Origin of the sequence: Paraburkholderia fungorum (assembly GCF_902833645.1) — a bacterium.
In the GTDB taxonomy this organism is placed as follows: domain Bacteria; phylum Pseudomonadota; class Gammaproteobacteria; order Burkholderiales; family Burkholderiaceae; genus Paraburkholderia; species Paraburkholderia fungorum.
Window position 1 is genome coordinate 114,278 of sequence record NZ_CADFGE010000012.1, and the last position, 16,228, is coordinate 130,505.

Sequence of the window (16,228 nt, forward strand, 5' to 3'; positions counted from 1 at the left end):
GCAAGCATACAAAGCCGAGGCAAAAACAAAAAAGCCCTCGACTCAAGTTCGAGGGCTTTCTTTTGCGGTTCTTCGGAACCCAGCGAATCTGGTGGGTGGTACAGGGATTGAACCTGTGACCCCTGCCGTGTGAAGGCAGTGCTCTACCGCTGAGCTAACCACCCGAAGAGAGCCGAATTATGTCAGGGATTTTTCTGCTCGTCTAGTGTTTTTTAAGCGGTTTGCTCATCCGCGGCCGGTGACGGATCAAGGCGCCACACGCTCGTGCCTTTGACCGCTTTGTCGAGACCGTCGAGCACTGCCTGATGTTCGGCGATTTCGTCGTCGCTCGCCGCAAGCACCACCAGATTCAGCGAATCGATTGCGATGCGCGGGGCGTGCGCGTCGCCGCTGCCGTGCGAATCGCCGAGCATATCGATGACGAGGCTTTCCTGGCCACGGGTCATCGCCAGATACACCTCGGCGAGCAGTTCCGAGTCGAGCAGTGCGCCGTGCAGGGTACGGTGCGCGTTGCTGATGCCGAAGCGGTCGCACAGCGCGTCGAGCGAATTGCGTTTGCCCGGGAACATCTGCTTGGCGCGCGCCAATGTGTCGATGATCTCGCCGCAGTAGGTTTTCACCGGCGGCAAACCGAGTAGCGCAAATTCGGCGTCGAGAAAGCCGATGTCGAAGGGCGCGTTGTGAATGATCAGATCCGCGTCCTGAATGAAGTCGCGAATCTGATCGGCAATCTCGGCGAATTTCGGCTTGTCGCTCAGGAACTCGGTGGTCAACCCGTGAACGGCCAATGCGCCCGGATCGCTGTCGCGTTCCGGGTTGATATAGAAATGCAGGTTGTTGCCAGTGAGCCGGCGGTTCACCATTTCGACGCAACCGAGTTCAAGAATCCGGTCGCCGGTTCGTGCATTGAGGCCGGTGGTTTCGGTGTCGAGGATGAGTTGACGCATGTCGGATTAGCCTGCTCTAAAAAATCAGCAAAAGAAGAAGGGCGCGCGCGCCGGTGTCGCCGCGGGCATGGCGGCGCACCTCACACTTGCGCGAGTGACGCGACGCCGCGATTAGCCAGTTGATCCGCGCGTTCGTTTTCCGGGTGGCCGTTGTGACCGCGCACCCAACGCCATTCGATTTCGTGCTGCGCAACGAGCGCATCGAGCCGCTTCCACAGATCGGCGTTTTTCACCGGTTGCTTTGCAGCGGTGATCCAGCCTTTTTTCTTCCAGCCGTGAATCCATTCGCTGATGCCTTTCTGCACATACTGCGAATCGGTATGCACGACGGCTTTGCAGGGACGCTTGAGCGCCTCGAGCGCGGCGATCACCCCCATCAGTTCCATGCGGTTGTTGGTGGTGTTGGGTTCACCGCCGAACAGTTCCTTTTCCTGGTCGCCAAAGCGCAGCAGTGCGCCCCAGCCGCCGGGGCCGGGGTTGCCCTTGCAGGCGCCGTCGGTATAAATATCGATGATGTCGGAAGTCATTGAGTATGGTTGCGTGTGTTCGGGGTGGCGGGTGCGAGGCCCGCGGCAAGGACCGGTTTCTTCACTTTCAGCGGGCCGACGAGGCGCATGCCGCGCACCCGCTTGATCGCCTTGATCATGTAGGTGGCGCCGAAAATTGGCCACCAGCGGTCGCCGGCGGCTTCCATGAATCCATAGCGGGACAGCCATTGATCGCTGGCGAGCGGCGGACGATAGCAGCCGAAGCGCCCGCGTTCAAGGTCGAAGCCCAGCAGCTTGATCCAGTCTTTCAGGCGCGTGAAGGCGATCAGATCGACTGCCGCGGGCACGAACGGCCGGCCGGTCATCTTGCCGACCGATTGGCGCGCGCCCCACAGCGACAGCGAATTGAAGCCGAGAATGATCAGTTGGCCTTCGGGCATCAGCACACGTTCGGCTTCGCGCAGCAGCCGGTGAGGGTCGCTCGTGAATTCCAGCGTGTGCGGCATTACGATCAGATCGACGCTTTGTGCTTCGAACGGCAGGTCGAGCAGATCGCACCAGACCGCGCTGCGCCCGAGCGGCGCCGCCAGTCTCGCGGGCAGATCCTGCGCCGCGCCGCTTCTCAAGCCATTTCCTGCGCCGGTTCCAGCGCCATTTCCGGCACGTCCCAAGCCGCGCGGCAACGTGTAGGGCGCACTCGCGCCGCTTGCCGCGTCGAGCACGAGTCCGCGGCACGGCATGCGGTTCTCGCGCAAGGCGTCTAGCTGCGGCAGGCCGAGTTGCAGCGCATGGTAGCCGAACACGTCGGACACGACGCGATCGAGCTGGGTCTGTTCCCACTCGAGTACGTAGCGGCCGGGTGGCGAATCGGTCCAGGCAGGCCAGTCTATAATCGCTCGGTCAGTCATATCAGGGAATGCGTCGCCTATGAATGCGCTCGAGTACGTACCGGTCCCGGCGTTTGAAGACAATTACATCTGGGTCGTTTCCGACGGGCATTATGCGGTGGTCGTCGATCCGGGTGAGGCCGCCCCCGTGCGCGCATATCTCGCGAAACGGGGTTGGCGGCTGAGCGCTATTTTACTCACGCACCATCATCAAGACCATGTCGGTGGGGTGGCCGATCTGCTGAACGGCCAGGCCGTGCCCGTCTACGGCCCCGCCGGTGAAGCGATCCAGCACCTCACGCACCGTCTCGGAAACGGCGATCGTGTGACGATTGCCGAGCCCGCACTCGAGTTCGATGTACTCGACGTGCCCGGCCATACGAGCGGTCATATCGCCTATTTTCAGCCAGCCGACCCACACGGCACGCCGCACGTGTTTTGCGGCGATACGTTGTTCGCATGCGGCTGCGGCCGCCTGTTCGAAGGCACGCCCACGCAGATGCTGGCGTCGCTGGATTCGCTGGCCGCGCTCCCTGGCTCGACCGAACTGCATTGCGCCCACGAGTACACGTTGTCGAACATCCGCTTTGCGCTCGCCTGCGAGCCGGGCAACGCCGAGCTGCAAGCCTGGCGTGACAAGGCGAGCGACTTGCGCGCGCGTCACGTGCCGACCTTGCCGACCACGATTGCCCACGAACGCGCCGTGAATCCGTTTTTGCGCGTGGATAATCCGGCGGTTCAAGCAAGCTTGCAAGAGCAGTTGCATGAAAAAGTGCCCGATCGTTTAACGGCATTTACGCTGATGCGCGAATGGAAAAACCGCTTCCGTTGACCCGGCCGCGATCAGGGTATTCCTCACGCGAAGAATCGGAAAAATTCGCCAAGCCTTAGATTTCCTTGATTTTTTTCGTCAATTTCCGATTGACGTAAACGTTGCCGTTTCGTACTATCGGCTGCAAATTCCAGCCCTTGTGGAAGCCGAGACGTTCATGCGATTTATCTTTAGTGCGTTATTGGTCCTGACACTCGCCGCTTGCGCGAGTCAGGGACCGACAACGAATAGCCTTACCTCCGCAACTAATCCCGCCAGTCAGCAAGCCGTTGCTGACGCCCTTCGCAAGACAGCCACCGCCAAAGAAACGATCAATGTCGACCAGGGTTCAGTCGATCAACTGACAAGCCCGGACGCCGATCTATGGAGTCGTATTCGCCGTGGTTTTCAAATGCCGGATCTGCAAACCGACCTCGTCGACATGCAGGTCAACTGGTATGCGCAGCGCCCGGACTACGTGCAGCGCATGACCGAGCGCTCGCAGAAGTATCTGTACCACATCGTCGAAGAGCTCGAGGCGCGTCATATGCCGACCGAGCTCGCCTTGTTGCCGTTCATCGAATCCGCGTACAGCCCGCAGGCGCTGTCGGTGGCGAAGGCGGCCGGCATGTGGCAGTTCATGCCGGGCACGGGCCGCACCTACAACCTCAAGCAGAATATGTGGCAGGACGAGCGCCGCGACGTGCTGGCCTCCACCAGCGCCGCGCTCGATTATCTGTCGCGTCTGCATGACATGTTCGGCGACTGGCAACTGGCGCTCGCTGCGTACAACTGGGGTGAGGGCAACGTGCAGCGCGCGATCGCGCGCAACGAAGCGGCGGGCCTGCCCACCGACTACCTCAGCCTGCGCATGCCGAACGAGACGCGCAACTACGTGCCCAAGCTTCAGGCGGTGAAGAACATCGTCATGAACCCGCAGATGTACGGGCTCACGCTGCCGTCGATCCCGAACCACCCATATTTCGTCACGGTCACGACCTCGCACGACATTGACGTGGACATGGCGGCGAAGCTCGCGAATCTCTCGCCAGACGAATTCCGCTCGTTGAACCCGTCGTTCAGAAAACCGGTGATTCTCGGCGCCACCCAGCCGCAGATCCTGCTGCCGTTCGACAACGCGAGCGCGTTTGAGCGCAATCTGAAGGCCTACTCCGGTTCGTTGTCGTCGTGGACCACGTACACGGTCACCGAGCGTGCCGCGCCGGCGGCAATCGCGCAAAAGATCGGTGTCGACGCTGACACGCTGATGGAAGTGAACAAGATTCCGGCCGGCATGCGTCTGAAGCCGGGCTCGACGATCGTGGTGCCGCGCGGTTCGGACGACGACGAAGACATCAGCGCCGACGTCGCCGAAAGCGCGGTGCTGGCCATGGAGCCTGACGTTCCCGACACCCGCAAGATGTTGATCCGCGTGCGTCGTAATCAATCGATGGCCGCCATCGCGGTGCGCTACGGCGTCTCGATTGGTCAGTTGAAGGCGTGGAATCGCACGCATCGCGATCAGGTTTCGCGTGGCCAGGTGATCGTGCTGCACGTGCCGGTTGGTAAGGCCATGCCGAGCGAACCAGGTCCGGAGCGCATCGCGACTGACGTGCAGGGCGGCGGAGTCGAGAAGATCGGCACCCGCGTCGCAGACACGAGAAGCGAATCGCGCTACGATAAGAAGAAGGGTCGTGGCCGCGCCGCCGTGGTGAAGGTGTCTGAGCCGGTAGGTAAAGTCAGCAAGCCGACAACGTCCAGCGCCAGCAAGGGCAAGGTGACGAAGGTGTCGGCTTCCACGTCCAGCAAGGCGTCGAAGGCCGCGGCAGATAGCCGCCCAAAGACCGCGGCCAACGCGAAGAAGGGTAAGTAGACCAAAAGCGGCCACCACGGTAGTGACCACATGCGTTGCGGGGGCAACGCGTGAATTGCGCTCCGATCACGCACCGTGTTATTCCGACGCCGTCACCTGTGGTGACGGCGTTTTTCATTCTGCGGCCCATTGAAGGCGAAGTTCGCGCGTTTCATTTATCTTTCGTGCTTGGGCCAAACCCGGCCGCTTATTTCAAAACTTATGTCGTCGACTCAGCTGCGCGTATTTCTCCTGTTTTCCGCCGGTTACTTCGTTTCTTATGTATTTCGCGGCGTCAATCTCGGTTTTGCCCCCTTCATCACGCACGATCTCGGCTTGTCGGCCACGGATCTCGGTCTGCTGACCAGTCTGTATTTCCTCGGCTTCGCGGGCGCGCAGATTCCGGCCGGCGTATTGCTGGACCACTTCGGCGCGCGTCGGGTGACAGCGGTCACCCTGCTGTTCGCGGCACTGGGAATCTGGGTGTTCGGCGCCGCGCACAGCGTCGGCATGATGATGGTTGGGCGCCTGCTGATTGGCGTGGGTGTGTCGGTGTGTCTCGGCGCCGCGTTCAAGGCGTTGGCGCAGCATTTCGCGTCGGCACGGTTGCCGTTGATGAACGGTTTGGTGATGGCGATCGGCGGTTTCGGCGGAGTGATGGTCGGTTCGCCGCTCACGTGGGTGCTGGGTTTTGCCGGTTGGCGCACGGTCTGTATCGGTTTGGGGCTGCTCACGGTACTGGTGGCGGTGGCGCAGTGGACGCTCACGCCGGACAGCAGTGAAACTCACCATCAAGCGAGTATCGGGGCCCAGTTCAAAGGGACGCTGCACCTTCTGAAGAGCGCGGCATTCTGGAAAATCGGCTCATTTTCGGTCCTTACGCAGGGTGTGTTTTACGCGATGCAATCGCTATGGGTCGGCGCCTGGTTGCGCGACGTGCAGGGCTTCGCGCCGCGTGAGGCCGCCGCGCTGGTGTCGATTCTCGGCTTTGCAATGATGGCCGGCTGCGTGGCCTTCGGCGCGGCGGCGCGCAGCCTCGAGCGGCGCGGGATCTCGCTGTATGCGTTTTGCGGTATCGGTATGGCGCTGTTCGTCGTTACCCAGCTATTGATCATGTTCAACGCGCCGCTGCCGGCGAGCCTGCTGTGGGCGGCGTACGGGATTTTCGGCGGGACCGGAATTCTCAGTTATGCGGTCATGGCGCGCCATTTCCCGGCGCAGATGATCGGCCGGGTGAATACCACCCTGACGCTGATCATTTTTCTGCTGATTTTCGGCTTTCAGGTCGGTGTCGGAGCGGTGCTGTCGCGCTGGCCGGCCAGTGGCGGCCACTATCCGGCGGCCGCGCACCTGACCGCGTGGGGCATCCTGGTGGCGCTTCAGGTTTTGAGTGCGATCTGGTACGTACTGCCGGGGCGAGCGCGGCCTCAGCCGGCGCACGTGCGAGCCGAACAGCAGGTTTAAGCTTGTCGCGCAGGGCTCGCAAAAAGGGCCATCGGATTCGCCGGCTCTATCCCGATTCGGGTGGGCGTAAATTGTGCCAAATCGCGTCCGAGCCATGCGCAACAAGGCTTTGACCGGATTCGGGCCGCGCCTGACTACGCTGACGCCCCATCTCGGATTTGGAGGGAAGGGCAATTTCGCGCTATAATTCCAAGGTTTGAGCTTATCAACCCGCACCCTAGCGCCTACCTCTCCCATACCGTTCATCCGCCGCGCGCTTTTGACGCCCCGCACCCCAGCCGATCCGTCCACACAATGGACTCATCGCGCCCCTTGCGACGTCACCAGCAGTACGCGAGCGAGTCTGCGCGCGCATCCTGTCGATGCGTTTCGCTGCGGCTCGCAGTCGGATAGACAGGTCGGCAACAGGGTGTTCCCCAAGGAGTCTCCCGTGTTGCCGTCATTTTCTCCCGCTTTGCTCGCACTCGCCGACGGCACGGTCTTTCGTGGTTACTCGATCGGCGCCCCCGGGCATACGATCGGCGAAGTCGTGTTCAACACCGCTATCACCGGCTATCAGGAAATCCTGACCGACCCGAGCTACGCGCGCCAGATCGTGACCCTCACGTATCCGCATATCGGTAACGTCGGCGTGAATGCCGAAGACGTCGAAGCCACGAAAGTCCATGCCGCCGGCCTGATCATCCGTGATCTGCCGGTTCTCGCGTCGAACTTCCGCATGGAGCGCACGCTCCCGCAATACCTGAAGGACGAAGGCGTGGTCGCCATCGCCGGTCTCGACACCCGTATGCTGACGCGCGTGCTGCGCGACAAGGGTGCGCAGAACGGCGCCATTCTGGCCGGTTCGGATGACGAAGCGAAGGCAATCGAACTCGCGCGCTCTTTCCCGGGTTTGTCGGGCATGGACCTCGCGAAGGTCGTGTCCACCAAGGAAACCTACGAATGGACCCAGACCGAATGGCGTCTGGGCACCGGCTACGGCAAGCAGAACGCGCCGAAATACCGTGTGGTCGCGTTCGATTACGGCGTGAAGTACAACATTCTGCGCATGCTGGCCGAGCGCGGCTGCCACGTCACCGTGTTGCCAGCGCAAGCCTCCGCGGCTGACGCACTGGCGCTCAACCCGGACGGCATCTTTCTGTCGAACGGCCCGGGCGACCCGGAGCCGTGCGATTACGCGATTGCCGCCACCAAAGAGCTGATCGAACGCGGTATCCCGACCTTTGGTATTTGCCTTGGCCACCAGATCATGGGCCTCGCTGTCGGCGCAAAGACCATGAAGATGAAGACCGGCCACCACGGCGCGAACCATCCGGTGAAGGATCTGGACGACGGCCGCGTGGTCATCACGTCGCAGAACCACGGTTTCGCGGTCGACGCCGACACGTTGCCGGCCAACGCCAAGGTCACGCACATTTCGCTGTTCGACGGCACGCTGCAAGGCTTTGCATTGACCGACAAGCCGGCGTTCTGCTTCCAGGGCCACCCGGAAGCGTCGCCGGGTCCGCACGACATCGCGTATCTGTTCGACCGCTTCACTGGGTTGATGGACGCGCAGAAGGCCGGCAAGACCGCAGCGGCATAAGCAGGTTGTGAGGCGCCTAGGCGGCGCGCGGCTCGCAACGCGATTCGCGCGCCACGCGCGAAGCCGGGCGAGCCGCACACAACACAGCGCGCGCAACGTTTGAACGGCGCGCGCCGACGGAAAGAATTCAGGAATACATTAGCGAGAGCGTTATGCCCAAGCGGACAGACATTAAAAGCATCCTCATCATCGGCGCGGGTCCGATCATCATCGGCCAGGCGTGCGAGTTCGACTACTCGGGCGCGCAGGCATGCAAGGCGCTGCGTGAGGAAGGCTACAAGGTCATTCTCGTCAACAGCAATCCGGCGACGATCATGACCGACCCGAACACGGCCGACGTCACCTACATCGAGCCGATCACGTGGGAAGTGGTTGAACGCATCATCGCCAAGGAGCGCCCGGACGCGATCCTGCCGACGATGGGCGGCCAGACCGCGCTGAACTGCGCGCTGGATCTCCACGCGCATGGCGTGCTGGAGAAGTACAAGGTCGAGCTGATCGGTGCGTCGCCGGAAGCGATCGACAAGGCGGAAGACCGTCAGAAATTCAAAGACGCGATGACCAAAATCGGCCTCGGTTCGGCCAAGTCGGGCACCGCGCATTCGATGGAAGAAGCGCTGGCGGTGCAAGCGGACATCGCATCGCAAACCGGCAGCGGCGGTTATCCGGTGGTGATCCGTCCGTCGTTCACGCTGGGCGGCTCGGGTGGCGGCATCGCGTACAACCGCGACGAATTCGAAGAGATCTGCAAGCGCGGCCTCGATCTGTCGCCTACGCGCGAGTTGCTGATCGAAGAATCGTTGCTCGGCTGGAAAGAGTACGAGATGGAAGTGGTCCGCGACAAGAAGGACAACTGCATCATCGTCTGCTCGATCGAAAACCTGGATCCAATGGGTATCCACACCGGCGACTCGATCACCGTCGCGCCGGCGCAGACGCTCACCGACAAGGAATACCAGATCCTGCGTAACGCATCGCTCGCGGTGCTGCGCGAGATCGGCGTGGACACGGGTGGTTCGAACGTGCAGTTCTCGATCAATCCGAAAGATGGCCGGATGATCGTGATCGAAATGAACCCGCGTGTGTCGCGTTCGTCGGCATTGGCTTCGAAGGCGACCGGTTTCCCGATCGCGAAGGTCGCGGCCAAGCTCGCTTGCGGTTACACGCTGGACGAGTTGAAGAACGAAATCACCGGCGGCCAGACCCCGGCATCGTTCGAACCGACGATCGACTACGTCGTCACCAAGATCCCGCGTTTCGCCTTCGAGAAATTCCGCGAAGCCGATTCGCGCCTGACCACGCAGATGAAGTCGGTCGGCGAAGTGATGGCCATCGGCCGTACTTTCCAGGAATCGTTCCAGAAGGCGCTGCGCGGTCTCGAAGTGGGCGTGGACGGTCTGGACGAAAAGACCGACAACCGCGACGAGATCATCCGCGAGATCGGTGAAGCCGGTCCGGACCGCATCTGGTACGTGGGCGACGCGTTCCGTATCGGCATGACGGCCGAAGAGATTTTCGAAGAGACCTCGATCGACCCGTGGTTCCTCGCGCAGATCGAACAGATCATCCTGAAGGAAAAGGCCTTGGCCGGCCGTACGCTAGCCAGCCTGTCGAAGGAAGAACTCAAGTATCTGAAGCAGAGCGGCTTCTCGGACCGCCGCTTGGCCAAGCTGCTCGGCGCGAAGCCGGCAGAGGTGCGCCAGCGTCGTATCGAACTGAACGTGCGCCCGGTGTACAAGCGTGTCGACACGTGCGCCGCCGAGTTCGCCACGAAAACCGCCTACATGTACTCGACCTACGAGGAAGAGTGCGAAGCGAACCCCACGAACAACAAGAAGATCATGGTGCTGGGTGGTGGCCCGAACCGGATCGGCCAGGGTATCGAGTTCGACTACTGCTGCGTGCACGCCGCGCTCGCCATGCGCGAAGACGGCTACGAAACGATCATGGTCAACTGCAACCCTGAAACTGTTTCGACCGACTACGACACCTCCGATCGTCTGTACTTCGAATCGCTGACGCTCGAAGACGTGCTCGAAATCGTCGACAAGGAAAAGCCGGTTGGCGTGATCGTGCAATACGGCGGTCAAACGCCACTGAAGCTCGCGCTCGATCTCGAAGCGAACGGTGTGCCAATCGTCGGCACGTCGCCGGACATGATCGACGCCGCGGAAGACCGCGAGCGTTTCCAGAAGCTGCTGCAGGACCTCGGCCTGCGTCAACCGCCGAACCGCACCGCGCGTGCCGAAGACGAAGCGCTCAAGCTCGCTGAAGAAATCGGCTATCCGCTGGTGGTGCGTCCGTCGTACGTGCTGGGCGGCCGCGCGATGGAAATCGTCCACGAGCCGCGCGACCTCGAGCGCTATATGCGCGAAGCCGTGAAGGTGTCGAACGATTCGCCGGTACTGCTCGACCGCTTCCTCAACGACGCGATCGAATGCGATGTCGACTGCATCTCCGATGGCGAAGCCGTGTTCATCGGCGGCGTGATGGAGCACATCGAACAGGCGGGCGTGCACTCGGGCGACTCGGCTTGCTCGCTGCCGCCGTACTCGCTGTCGAAGGAAACCATTGTCGAGCTGAAGCGCCAGACCGGTGCAATGGCCAAGGCGCTGAACGTGGTCGGCCTGATGAACGTGCAGTTCGCGATCCAGCAGGTGCCGCAGGCCGATGGCTCGAAAGAGGACATCATCTACGTGCTGGAAGTGAATCCGCGCGCATCGCGCACGGTGCCGTACGTGTCGAAGGCGACCAGCCTGCCGCTCGCGAAAATCGCGGCGCGTGCGATGGTCGGCCAGAAGCTCGCCGCTCAGGGCGTGACGAAGGAAATCGATCCGCCGTACTTCAGCGTGAAGGAAGCGGTGTTCCCGTTCGTCAAGTTCCCGGCAGTCGATCCGGTGCTCGGACCGGAAATGCGTTCGACCGGTGAAGTGATGGGTGTGGGGCAGACATTCGGCGAAGCGCTGTTCAAGTCGCAACTGGCAGCGGGCTCGCGTCTGCCGGAGTCGGGCACCGTGCTCCTGACCGTGATGGATGCTGACAAGCCGAAGGCCGTCGAAGTCGCGCGCATGCTGCACGAACTCGGCTATCCGATCGTCGCGACCAAGGGCACGGCTGCCGCAATCGAAGCGGCCGGCGTGCCGGTCAAGGTCGTCAACAAGGTGAAGGACGGCCGTCCGCACATCGTCGACATGATCAAGAACGGCGAAATCGCGCTGGTCTTCACGACTGTCGACGAAACCCGCGCGGCGATCGCCGACTCGCGCTCGATCCGCATGAGCGCGCAGGCGAACAAGGTCACGTACTACACGACGATGTCCGGTGCACGGGCCGCGGTTGAAGGTTTGCGCTATTTGAAGAACCTGGAAGTCTATGATTTACAAGGACTCCACGCTCGCCTAAACTAAGGCTTCGAATACCTGTCCAAGATGTAAGTGCCGCGGTTAAGCGGCGTTCCGCAGGTGCTGTGGCCCGGCTTTTTGCCCGGAGCGTCAGCCCCGCGGAATGCACTTAACCGCGGTGATTTTTTTTACGGCTGTTTTTTGCATAGAGTTGTTTATGAGCACTGTTCCATTGACGAAGCGCGGCGCGGAAATGTTGCGCGATGAATTGCAGCGCCTGAAATCGGTTGAGCGTCCCTCGGTGATCAATTCGATCGCGGAAGCGCGTGCCCAGGGCGATCTGTCGGAGAACGCGGAATACGACGCGGCGAAGGAAAAGCAGGGCTTCATCGAAGGCCGGATTGCCGAAATCGAATCGAAGCTGGCCGGTGCGCAGGTGATCGACCCGGCCGCGGTCGAAGCGGACGGGCGCGTGGTGTTTGGCGCGACCGTCGAGCTTGAGGATCTGGATTCGGGTGCGTCGGTCAAGTATCAGATCGTCGGCGACGACGAAGCGGACATCGACCACGGTCTGATCTCGATCAGCTCGCCGATCGCGCGCGCTTTGATCGGCAAGTCGGAAGGCGACGTTGCGTCGGTGCAGGCACCGGGCGGCGTGCGCGAATACGAAATCATCGCGGTGAGCTACGTTTGAAGGCGGCGCCGGTGTCTTTGATGCCGCATCGTTTCTTCCGTCTGTTGACGGTGGTATGGGTCGGTAGTCTGCTGACGATCGGCTATGCCGTCGCGCCGGTGCTGTTTACGTCGCTCGACCGCATCGCGGCGGGCGCCGTGGCGGCGCAACTGTTCCGCATCGAGGGCGTGCTGGGCGCGGTGTGCGGTATTTTGTTGCTGGTTCTGGCGAATATCCTGATTCGCCGCGGCAGCGAGGCTTATCGCCGGTTGCGCTGGTTGATCGCCGGTATGCTGGTGTGCGTGCTGGTGGGGTACTTTGCTTTGCAGCCGTTCATGAATGCAATGCGCATTGCCGCGTTGGAAGCGGGCAGCGATGTCGGGCATTCGGCTTATGCAACGCGCTTCGGCATCCTGCACGGCGTGTCGAGTCTGTTTTACCTGATCGAAAGCCTGCTGGGCGTGGCGCTGGTGTGGAAGCTGCCGGCGAGCGTCGGCGTTGTGACTGCAGAGCAGGGCGCGCGTAGCGCCACCGGGAAAGTCACCGGCTGAGTGGTGCGAGGCCAGGAGCCGGTCCAGGCGTTTCTGTCTGCCGCGCGACGGGTTGCCTAAGCGGTGTTGCCGAGACGGTCTGAGCAGTTCACGCCAAAGTGCGGACACCGCCCGCACTTCTCATCATTCGCTTATTTCGACGACTGATGCGCGCGTTTCGCGCTGGTCTGGCGTTTCTTGGCGCGCTTGATGTTGCCGCCCTGCGTGACGCGTTCATTGCCGCGCACCACGACTGCCTTTGCCTTTGGTTTGCGCATTGGAACTTCGCTGGGCTTCACCACCGTGACCACGCGCGGTGCGCGGCCCTTGCCCGGTTTGGCTTCGACAGCCGCTTCGCGGGCGCTCGGCAGGGCGCCGCGCTTGGCCTTCACCGCCGGTTGCGCCGCTGCTTCCGGCTTCCAGATCACCAGCAGCTTGCCGATATGCTGGATCGGTGCGGCGTTCAGCTGGTCGCAAATCTGTTCGTAGATGGCGATGCGCTCTTCGCGGTCGTCGCCAAATACGCGGATTTTGATCAGTTGATGGGCGCCAAGGTGAACCTTGATCTCCGACAGCACAGCGTCGGTCAAGCCTTCGGCGCCGACGAGCACGACCGGTTTGAGCGCATGTGCCTGGGAGCGCAACTCGGCGCGTTGGTCGGAAGAGACTTTAAGGGCTGGCATGGAAAGTGGGAGACTCGACTAAAATGGCGGCACCTGCAGTCCGGATAGATTCGGACCATGGCGCAGGGCGGCGCGTCAGAACAACAGAATCGCGGATAACTGCCAGTTTTGGCGGTGGCCGCGCGAATTAACCGCGTATTATCCCCTAAAGCGCGACATCACGCAGCAAGAGTTCTACCATTAATGGCAAAAAACAAGTTCAACACCGCGTGGCTGCACGATCACATCAACGACCCGTACGTAAAAATGGCGCAGCGGGAGGGTTACCGCGCCCGCGCAGCCTATAAGCTGAAGGAAATCGACGAGCAGGACAAGCTGATCCGGCCCGGTCAGGTGATCGTCGACCTCGGCTCCACGCCGGGTAGCTGGAGTCAGTACGCCCGCAACAAGCTGGCCAAGGGCGCGCAACGCGACGCCGAGCGCGAAGGCGGGATCGATGGCACGATCATCGCGCTGGACATGCTGCCTATGGAGCCGATCTCCGACGTTCACTTCATTCAGGGCGACTTCCGCGAAGACTCGGTGCTTCTCCAATTGGAAGAATTGGTCGGGGAACGACAAGTTGACCTTGTAATTTCGGATATGGCGCCCAACCTGTCGGGAGTGGCGGTGGCGGATGCCGCGCGAATCGAGCATTTGTGCGATATCGCGATGGAATTTGCGCAAAACCACCTGAAGCCGGATGGCGCCCTTTTAGTCAAATGTTTTCATGGCAGCGGTTATAGCCAGATTGTCGAAAAGTTCAAGCGCCAGTTCAAGGTGGTCGCGGCCCGCAAGCCGAAAGCTTCGCGGGACAAGTCGTCAGAAACGTTTATTTTAGGTAGGCACCTCAAGCGGCCCGCGTAGGGGCGCTGCAGGAAGGTTCCGCACCTGCCGATAATGTGCTTAGGGCGCCGGAAATCGGCGCTCCGACAGCCCGCTACGCTATTTATGTGGTAGCGAAACCTTATGGCAGGGGTCTGCGGACTGGATTAGAATGCTTTCGTGGTGCCGCAAGGAAAATGTAGGCGCCCGTCTAAGTGAAGGAGTGGTGCTTTGAACAACAATATGTTTTCGAAAGCAGCAGTGTGGCTGGTTATCGCACTGGTGCTATTTACGGTGTTCAAGCAGTTCGACAAGCCCCGTGTCCAGGAAGGCGTTTCCTATTCGCAGTTCATGGACGACGCGAAGAACGGCAAAGTCAAGAACGTCATTGTCCAGGGGCGGAACCTCACGGTCACTCCAGCAGACGGCCAGAAGTACCAGATCGTGTCGCCGGGCGACATCTGGATGGTCGGCGATCTGATGAAGTATGGCGTTCAGGTGAGCGGCAAGGCTGATGACGAACCGAATGCGCTGGTGTCTGCGCTGTACTACCTCGGACCGACGATCCTGATCATCGGCTTCTGGTTCTACATGATGCGACAGATGCAGGGGGGCGGGAAAGGCGGTGCGTTCTCGTTCGGTAAATCCCGTGCACGTCTGATCGACGAAAACAACAACGCAATCAATTTCACCGACGTCGCCGGTTGCGACGAAGCCAAGGAAGAAGTCTCCGAACTGGTCGACTTCCTGCGCGATCCGCAGAAATTCCAGAAGCTGGGCGGGCGCATCCCGCGCGGCGTGCTGCTGGTCGGCCCCCCGGGAACCGGTAAGACGTTGCTGGCGCGCGCTATCGCCGGCGAAGCCAAGGTGCCGTTCTTCAGCATCTCGGGTTCGGACTTCGTGGAAATGTTTGTGGGTGTCGGTGCGGCTCGTGTGCGAGACATGTTCGAGCAGGCCAAGAAGCATGCGCCGTGTATCGTGTTCATCGACGAAATCGATGCGGTCGGCCGTCACCGCGGCGCCGGCATGGGCGGCGGTAACGACGAGCGCGAACAGACCTTGAACCAGATGCTGGTCGAGATGGACGGTTTCGAGGCGAACTCGGGCGTGATCGTGATTGCTGCCACGAACCGTTCGGACGTGCTGGACAAGGCGCTGCTGCGTCCGGGCCGTTTCGACCGTCAGGTGTACGTCGGTTTGCCGGATATCCGCGGCCGCGAACACATCATGAAGGTCCACCTGCGCAAGGTGCCGATTTCGAACGACGTCGACGCAGCGGTGATCGCACGCGGCACGCCGGGCTTCTCGGGCGCCGATCTGGCGAACCTGGTCAACGAAGCGGCGCTGTTCGCGGCTCGCCGCGGCAAGCGCATCGTCGAAATGACGGACTTCGAAGACGCGAAAGACAAGATCTTCATGGGCCCGGAGCGCAAGTCGGCCGTGATCCGCGAAGAATCGAAGCGTGCTACGGCGTATCACGAATCGGGTCACGCGGTCATCGCCAAGCTGTTGCCGAAGGCCGATCCGGTGCACAAGGTCACGATCATCCCGCGCGGCCGTGCGCTGGGCGTCACGTGGCAGTTGCCGGAGCATGACAACGAAACGTATTCGAAGGACTACCTGCTGGACCGCCTCGCGATCCTGTTCGGTGGCCGTGTCGCGGAAGAGTTGTTCCTGAACCTGATCAGCACCGGCGCATCGGACGACTTCAACAAGGCAACGGCTACGGCCCGCGCCATGGTGGCTCGCTTCGGTATGACGGATGCACTCGGACCGATGGTTTACGTCGACGACGAAAACGACGCAACGCCGTTTGGCCGCGGCTTCACGCGGACCATTTCGGAAGCGACGCAGCAGAAGGTCGACGCGGAAATCCGCCGCGTGCTGGACGAGCAGTACAACCTTGCCAAGCGCCTGCTGGACGAGAACCGCGACAAGGTCGAAGCGATGACCGCCGCGCTGATGGAGTGGGAAACGATCGACGCCGATCAGATCAACGACATCATGGCAGGCCGTCCGCCGCGTTCGCCAAAGAGCTCGCCGCCGTCGGCAAGCGATGCCTCGTCGGGCGGCAGCCCGGGCACCGAGGTCAAGCCGGGCAGCGCGACCGCGCCGGCCTGATAGGCGACCAGTAGAAAGTGCGGGCCGGTGTGTTTCACACCG

The 16,228-nt window shown here is 61.5% G+C and carries 13 protein-coding genes and 1 tRNA gene; 9 read left to right on the forward strand and 5 right to left on the reverse strand.

Annotated elements, in window-relative coordinates:
* Nucleotides 1-89 precede the first annotated feature (89 nt).
* The 4 genes from HWX91_RS30385 to HWX91_RS30400 all read right to left on the reverse strand — a co-directional run bounded on the left by HWX91_RS30385 (nt 90) and on the right by HWX91_RS30400 (nt 2,343).
* Nucleotides 90-164: transfer RNA gene (locus HWX91_RS30385), tRNA-Val, on the reverse strand.
* Nucleotides 165-212: 48 nt separating this feature from the next.
* Complete coding sequence (dnaQ, locus tag HWX91_RS30390; RefSeq protein WP_028199172.1) at nt 213-947, reverse strand: DNA polymerase III subunit epsilon; 735 nt, start codon at nt 945-947, stop codon at nt 213-215.
* 80 nt (nt 948-1,027) lie between these two features.
* Nucleotides 1,028-1,474, reverse strand: a complete 447-nt coding sequence (gene rnhA / locus HWX91_RS30395; RefSeq protein WP_028199171.1) for a ribonuclease HI — start codon at nt 1,472-1,474, stop codon at nt 1,028-1,030.
* Nucleotides 1,471-2,343 carry a class I SAM-dependent methyltransferase gene (locus tag HWX91_RS30400; RefSeq protein ID WP_028199170.1) on the reverse strand — a complete coding sequence of 291 codons (873 nt, stop codon included), beginning with the start codon at nt 2,341-2,343 and terminating at the stop codon, nt 1,471-1,473. The genes rnhA and HWX91_RS30400 overlap by 4 nt, the downstream gene beginning before the upstream one ends.
* Nucleotides 2,344-2,362: 19 nt before the next feature.
* On the opposite strand from HWX91_RS30400, the gene gloB reads away from it, so the two are divergent.
* The 7 genes from gloB (at nt 2,363) to HWX91_RS30435 (ending at nt 12,599) form a co-directional block, all read left to right on the forward strand.
* Nucleotides 2,363-3,154, forward strand: coding sequence for a hydroxyacylglutathione hydrolase (gene gloB / locus HWX91_RS30405; RefSeq protein WP_028199169.1), 792 nt, complete (start codon nt 2,363-2,365; stop codon nt 3,152-3,154).
* A 157-nt stretch (nt 3,155-3,311) separates the two neighbouring features.
* Nucleotides 3,312-5,006: a transglycosylase SLT domain-containing protein gene (locus HWX91_RS30410; protein WP_028199168.1), complete on the forward strand. Its 1,695-nt coding sequence runs from the start codon at nt 3,312-3,314 to the stop codon at nt 5,004-5,006.
* A 201-nt stretch (nt 5,007-5,207) separates the two neighbouring features.
* Complete coding sequence (locus tag HWX91_RS30415; RefSeq protein WP_028199167.1) at nt 5,208-6,449, forward strand: MFS transporter; 1,242 nt, start codon at nt 5,208-5,210, stop codon at nt 6,447-6,449.
* A gap of 430 nt (nt 6,450-6,879) precedes the next feature.
* Nucleotides 6,880-8,034: a glutamine-hydrolyzing carbamoyl-phosphate synthase small subunit gene (gene carA, locus HWX91_RS30420; RefSeq protein ID WP_028199166.1), complete on the forward strand. Its 1,155-nt coding sequence runs from the start codon at nt 6,880-6,882 to the stop codon at nt 8,032-8,034.
* Between the two features lie 152 nt (nt 8,035-8,186).
* Nucleotides 8,187-11,441, forward strand: coding sequence for a carbamoyl-phosphate synthase large subunit (carB, locus tag HWX91_RS30425; protein ID WP_028199165.1), 3,255 nt, complete (start codon nt 8,187-8,189; stop codon nt 11,439-11,441).
* 151 nt (nt 11,442-11,592) lie between these two features.
* Entirely contained in the window at nt 11,593-12,069 is a 477-nt protein-coding gene (greA, locus tag HWX91_RS30430) for a transcription elongation factor GreA (RefSeq protein WP_012433846.1), read from the forward strand.
* Between the two features lie 20 nt (nt 12,070-12,089).
* Entirely contained in the window at nt 12,090-12,599 is a 510-nt protein-coding gene (locus HWX91_RS30435; RefSeq protein WP_028199164.1) for a DUF4149 domain-containing protein, read from the forward strand.
* A gap of 131 nt (nt 12,600-12,730) precedes the next feature.
* Here HWX91_RS30435 and HWX91_RS30440 read toward each other — a convergent pair whose 3' ends face one another.
* Nucleotides 12,731-13,261, reverse strand: a complete 531-nt coding sequence (locus tag HWX91_RS30440; protein ID WP_028199163.1) for a YhbY family RNA-binding protein — start codon at nt 13,259-13,261, stop codon at nt 12,731-12,733.
* A gap of 183 nt (nt 13,262-13,444) precedes the next feature.
* On the opposite strand from HWX91_RS30440, the gene HWX91_RS30445 reads away from it, so the two are divergent.
* Together HWX91_RS30445 and ftsH are read left to right on the forward strand one after the other, a co-directional pair.
* Nucleotides 13,445-14,107: an RlmE family RNA methyltransferase gene (locus tag HWX91_RS30445; RefSeq protein WP_028199162.1), complete on the forward strand. Its 663-nt coding sequence runs from the start codon at nt 13,445-13,447 to the stop codon at nt 14,105-14,107.
* Between the two features lie 189 nt (nt 14,108-14,296).
* Nucleotides 14,297-16,186: an ATP-dependent zinc metalloprotease FtsH gene (gene ftsH / locus HWX91_RS30450; protein WP_028199161.1), complete on the forward strand. Its 1,890-nt coding sequence runs from the start codon at nt 14,297-14,299 to the stop codon at nt 16,184-16,186.
* The last annotated feature ends 42 nt before the right edge of the window (nt 16,187-16,228 follow it).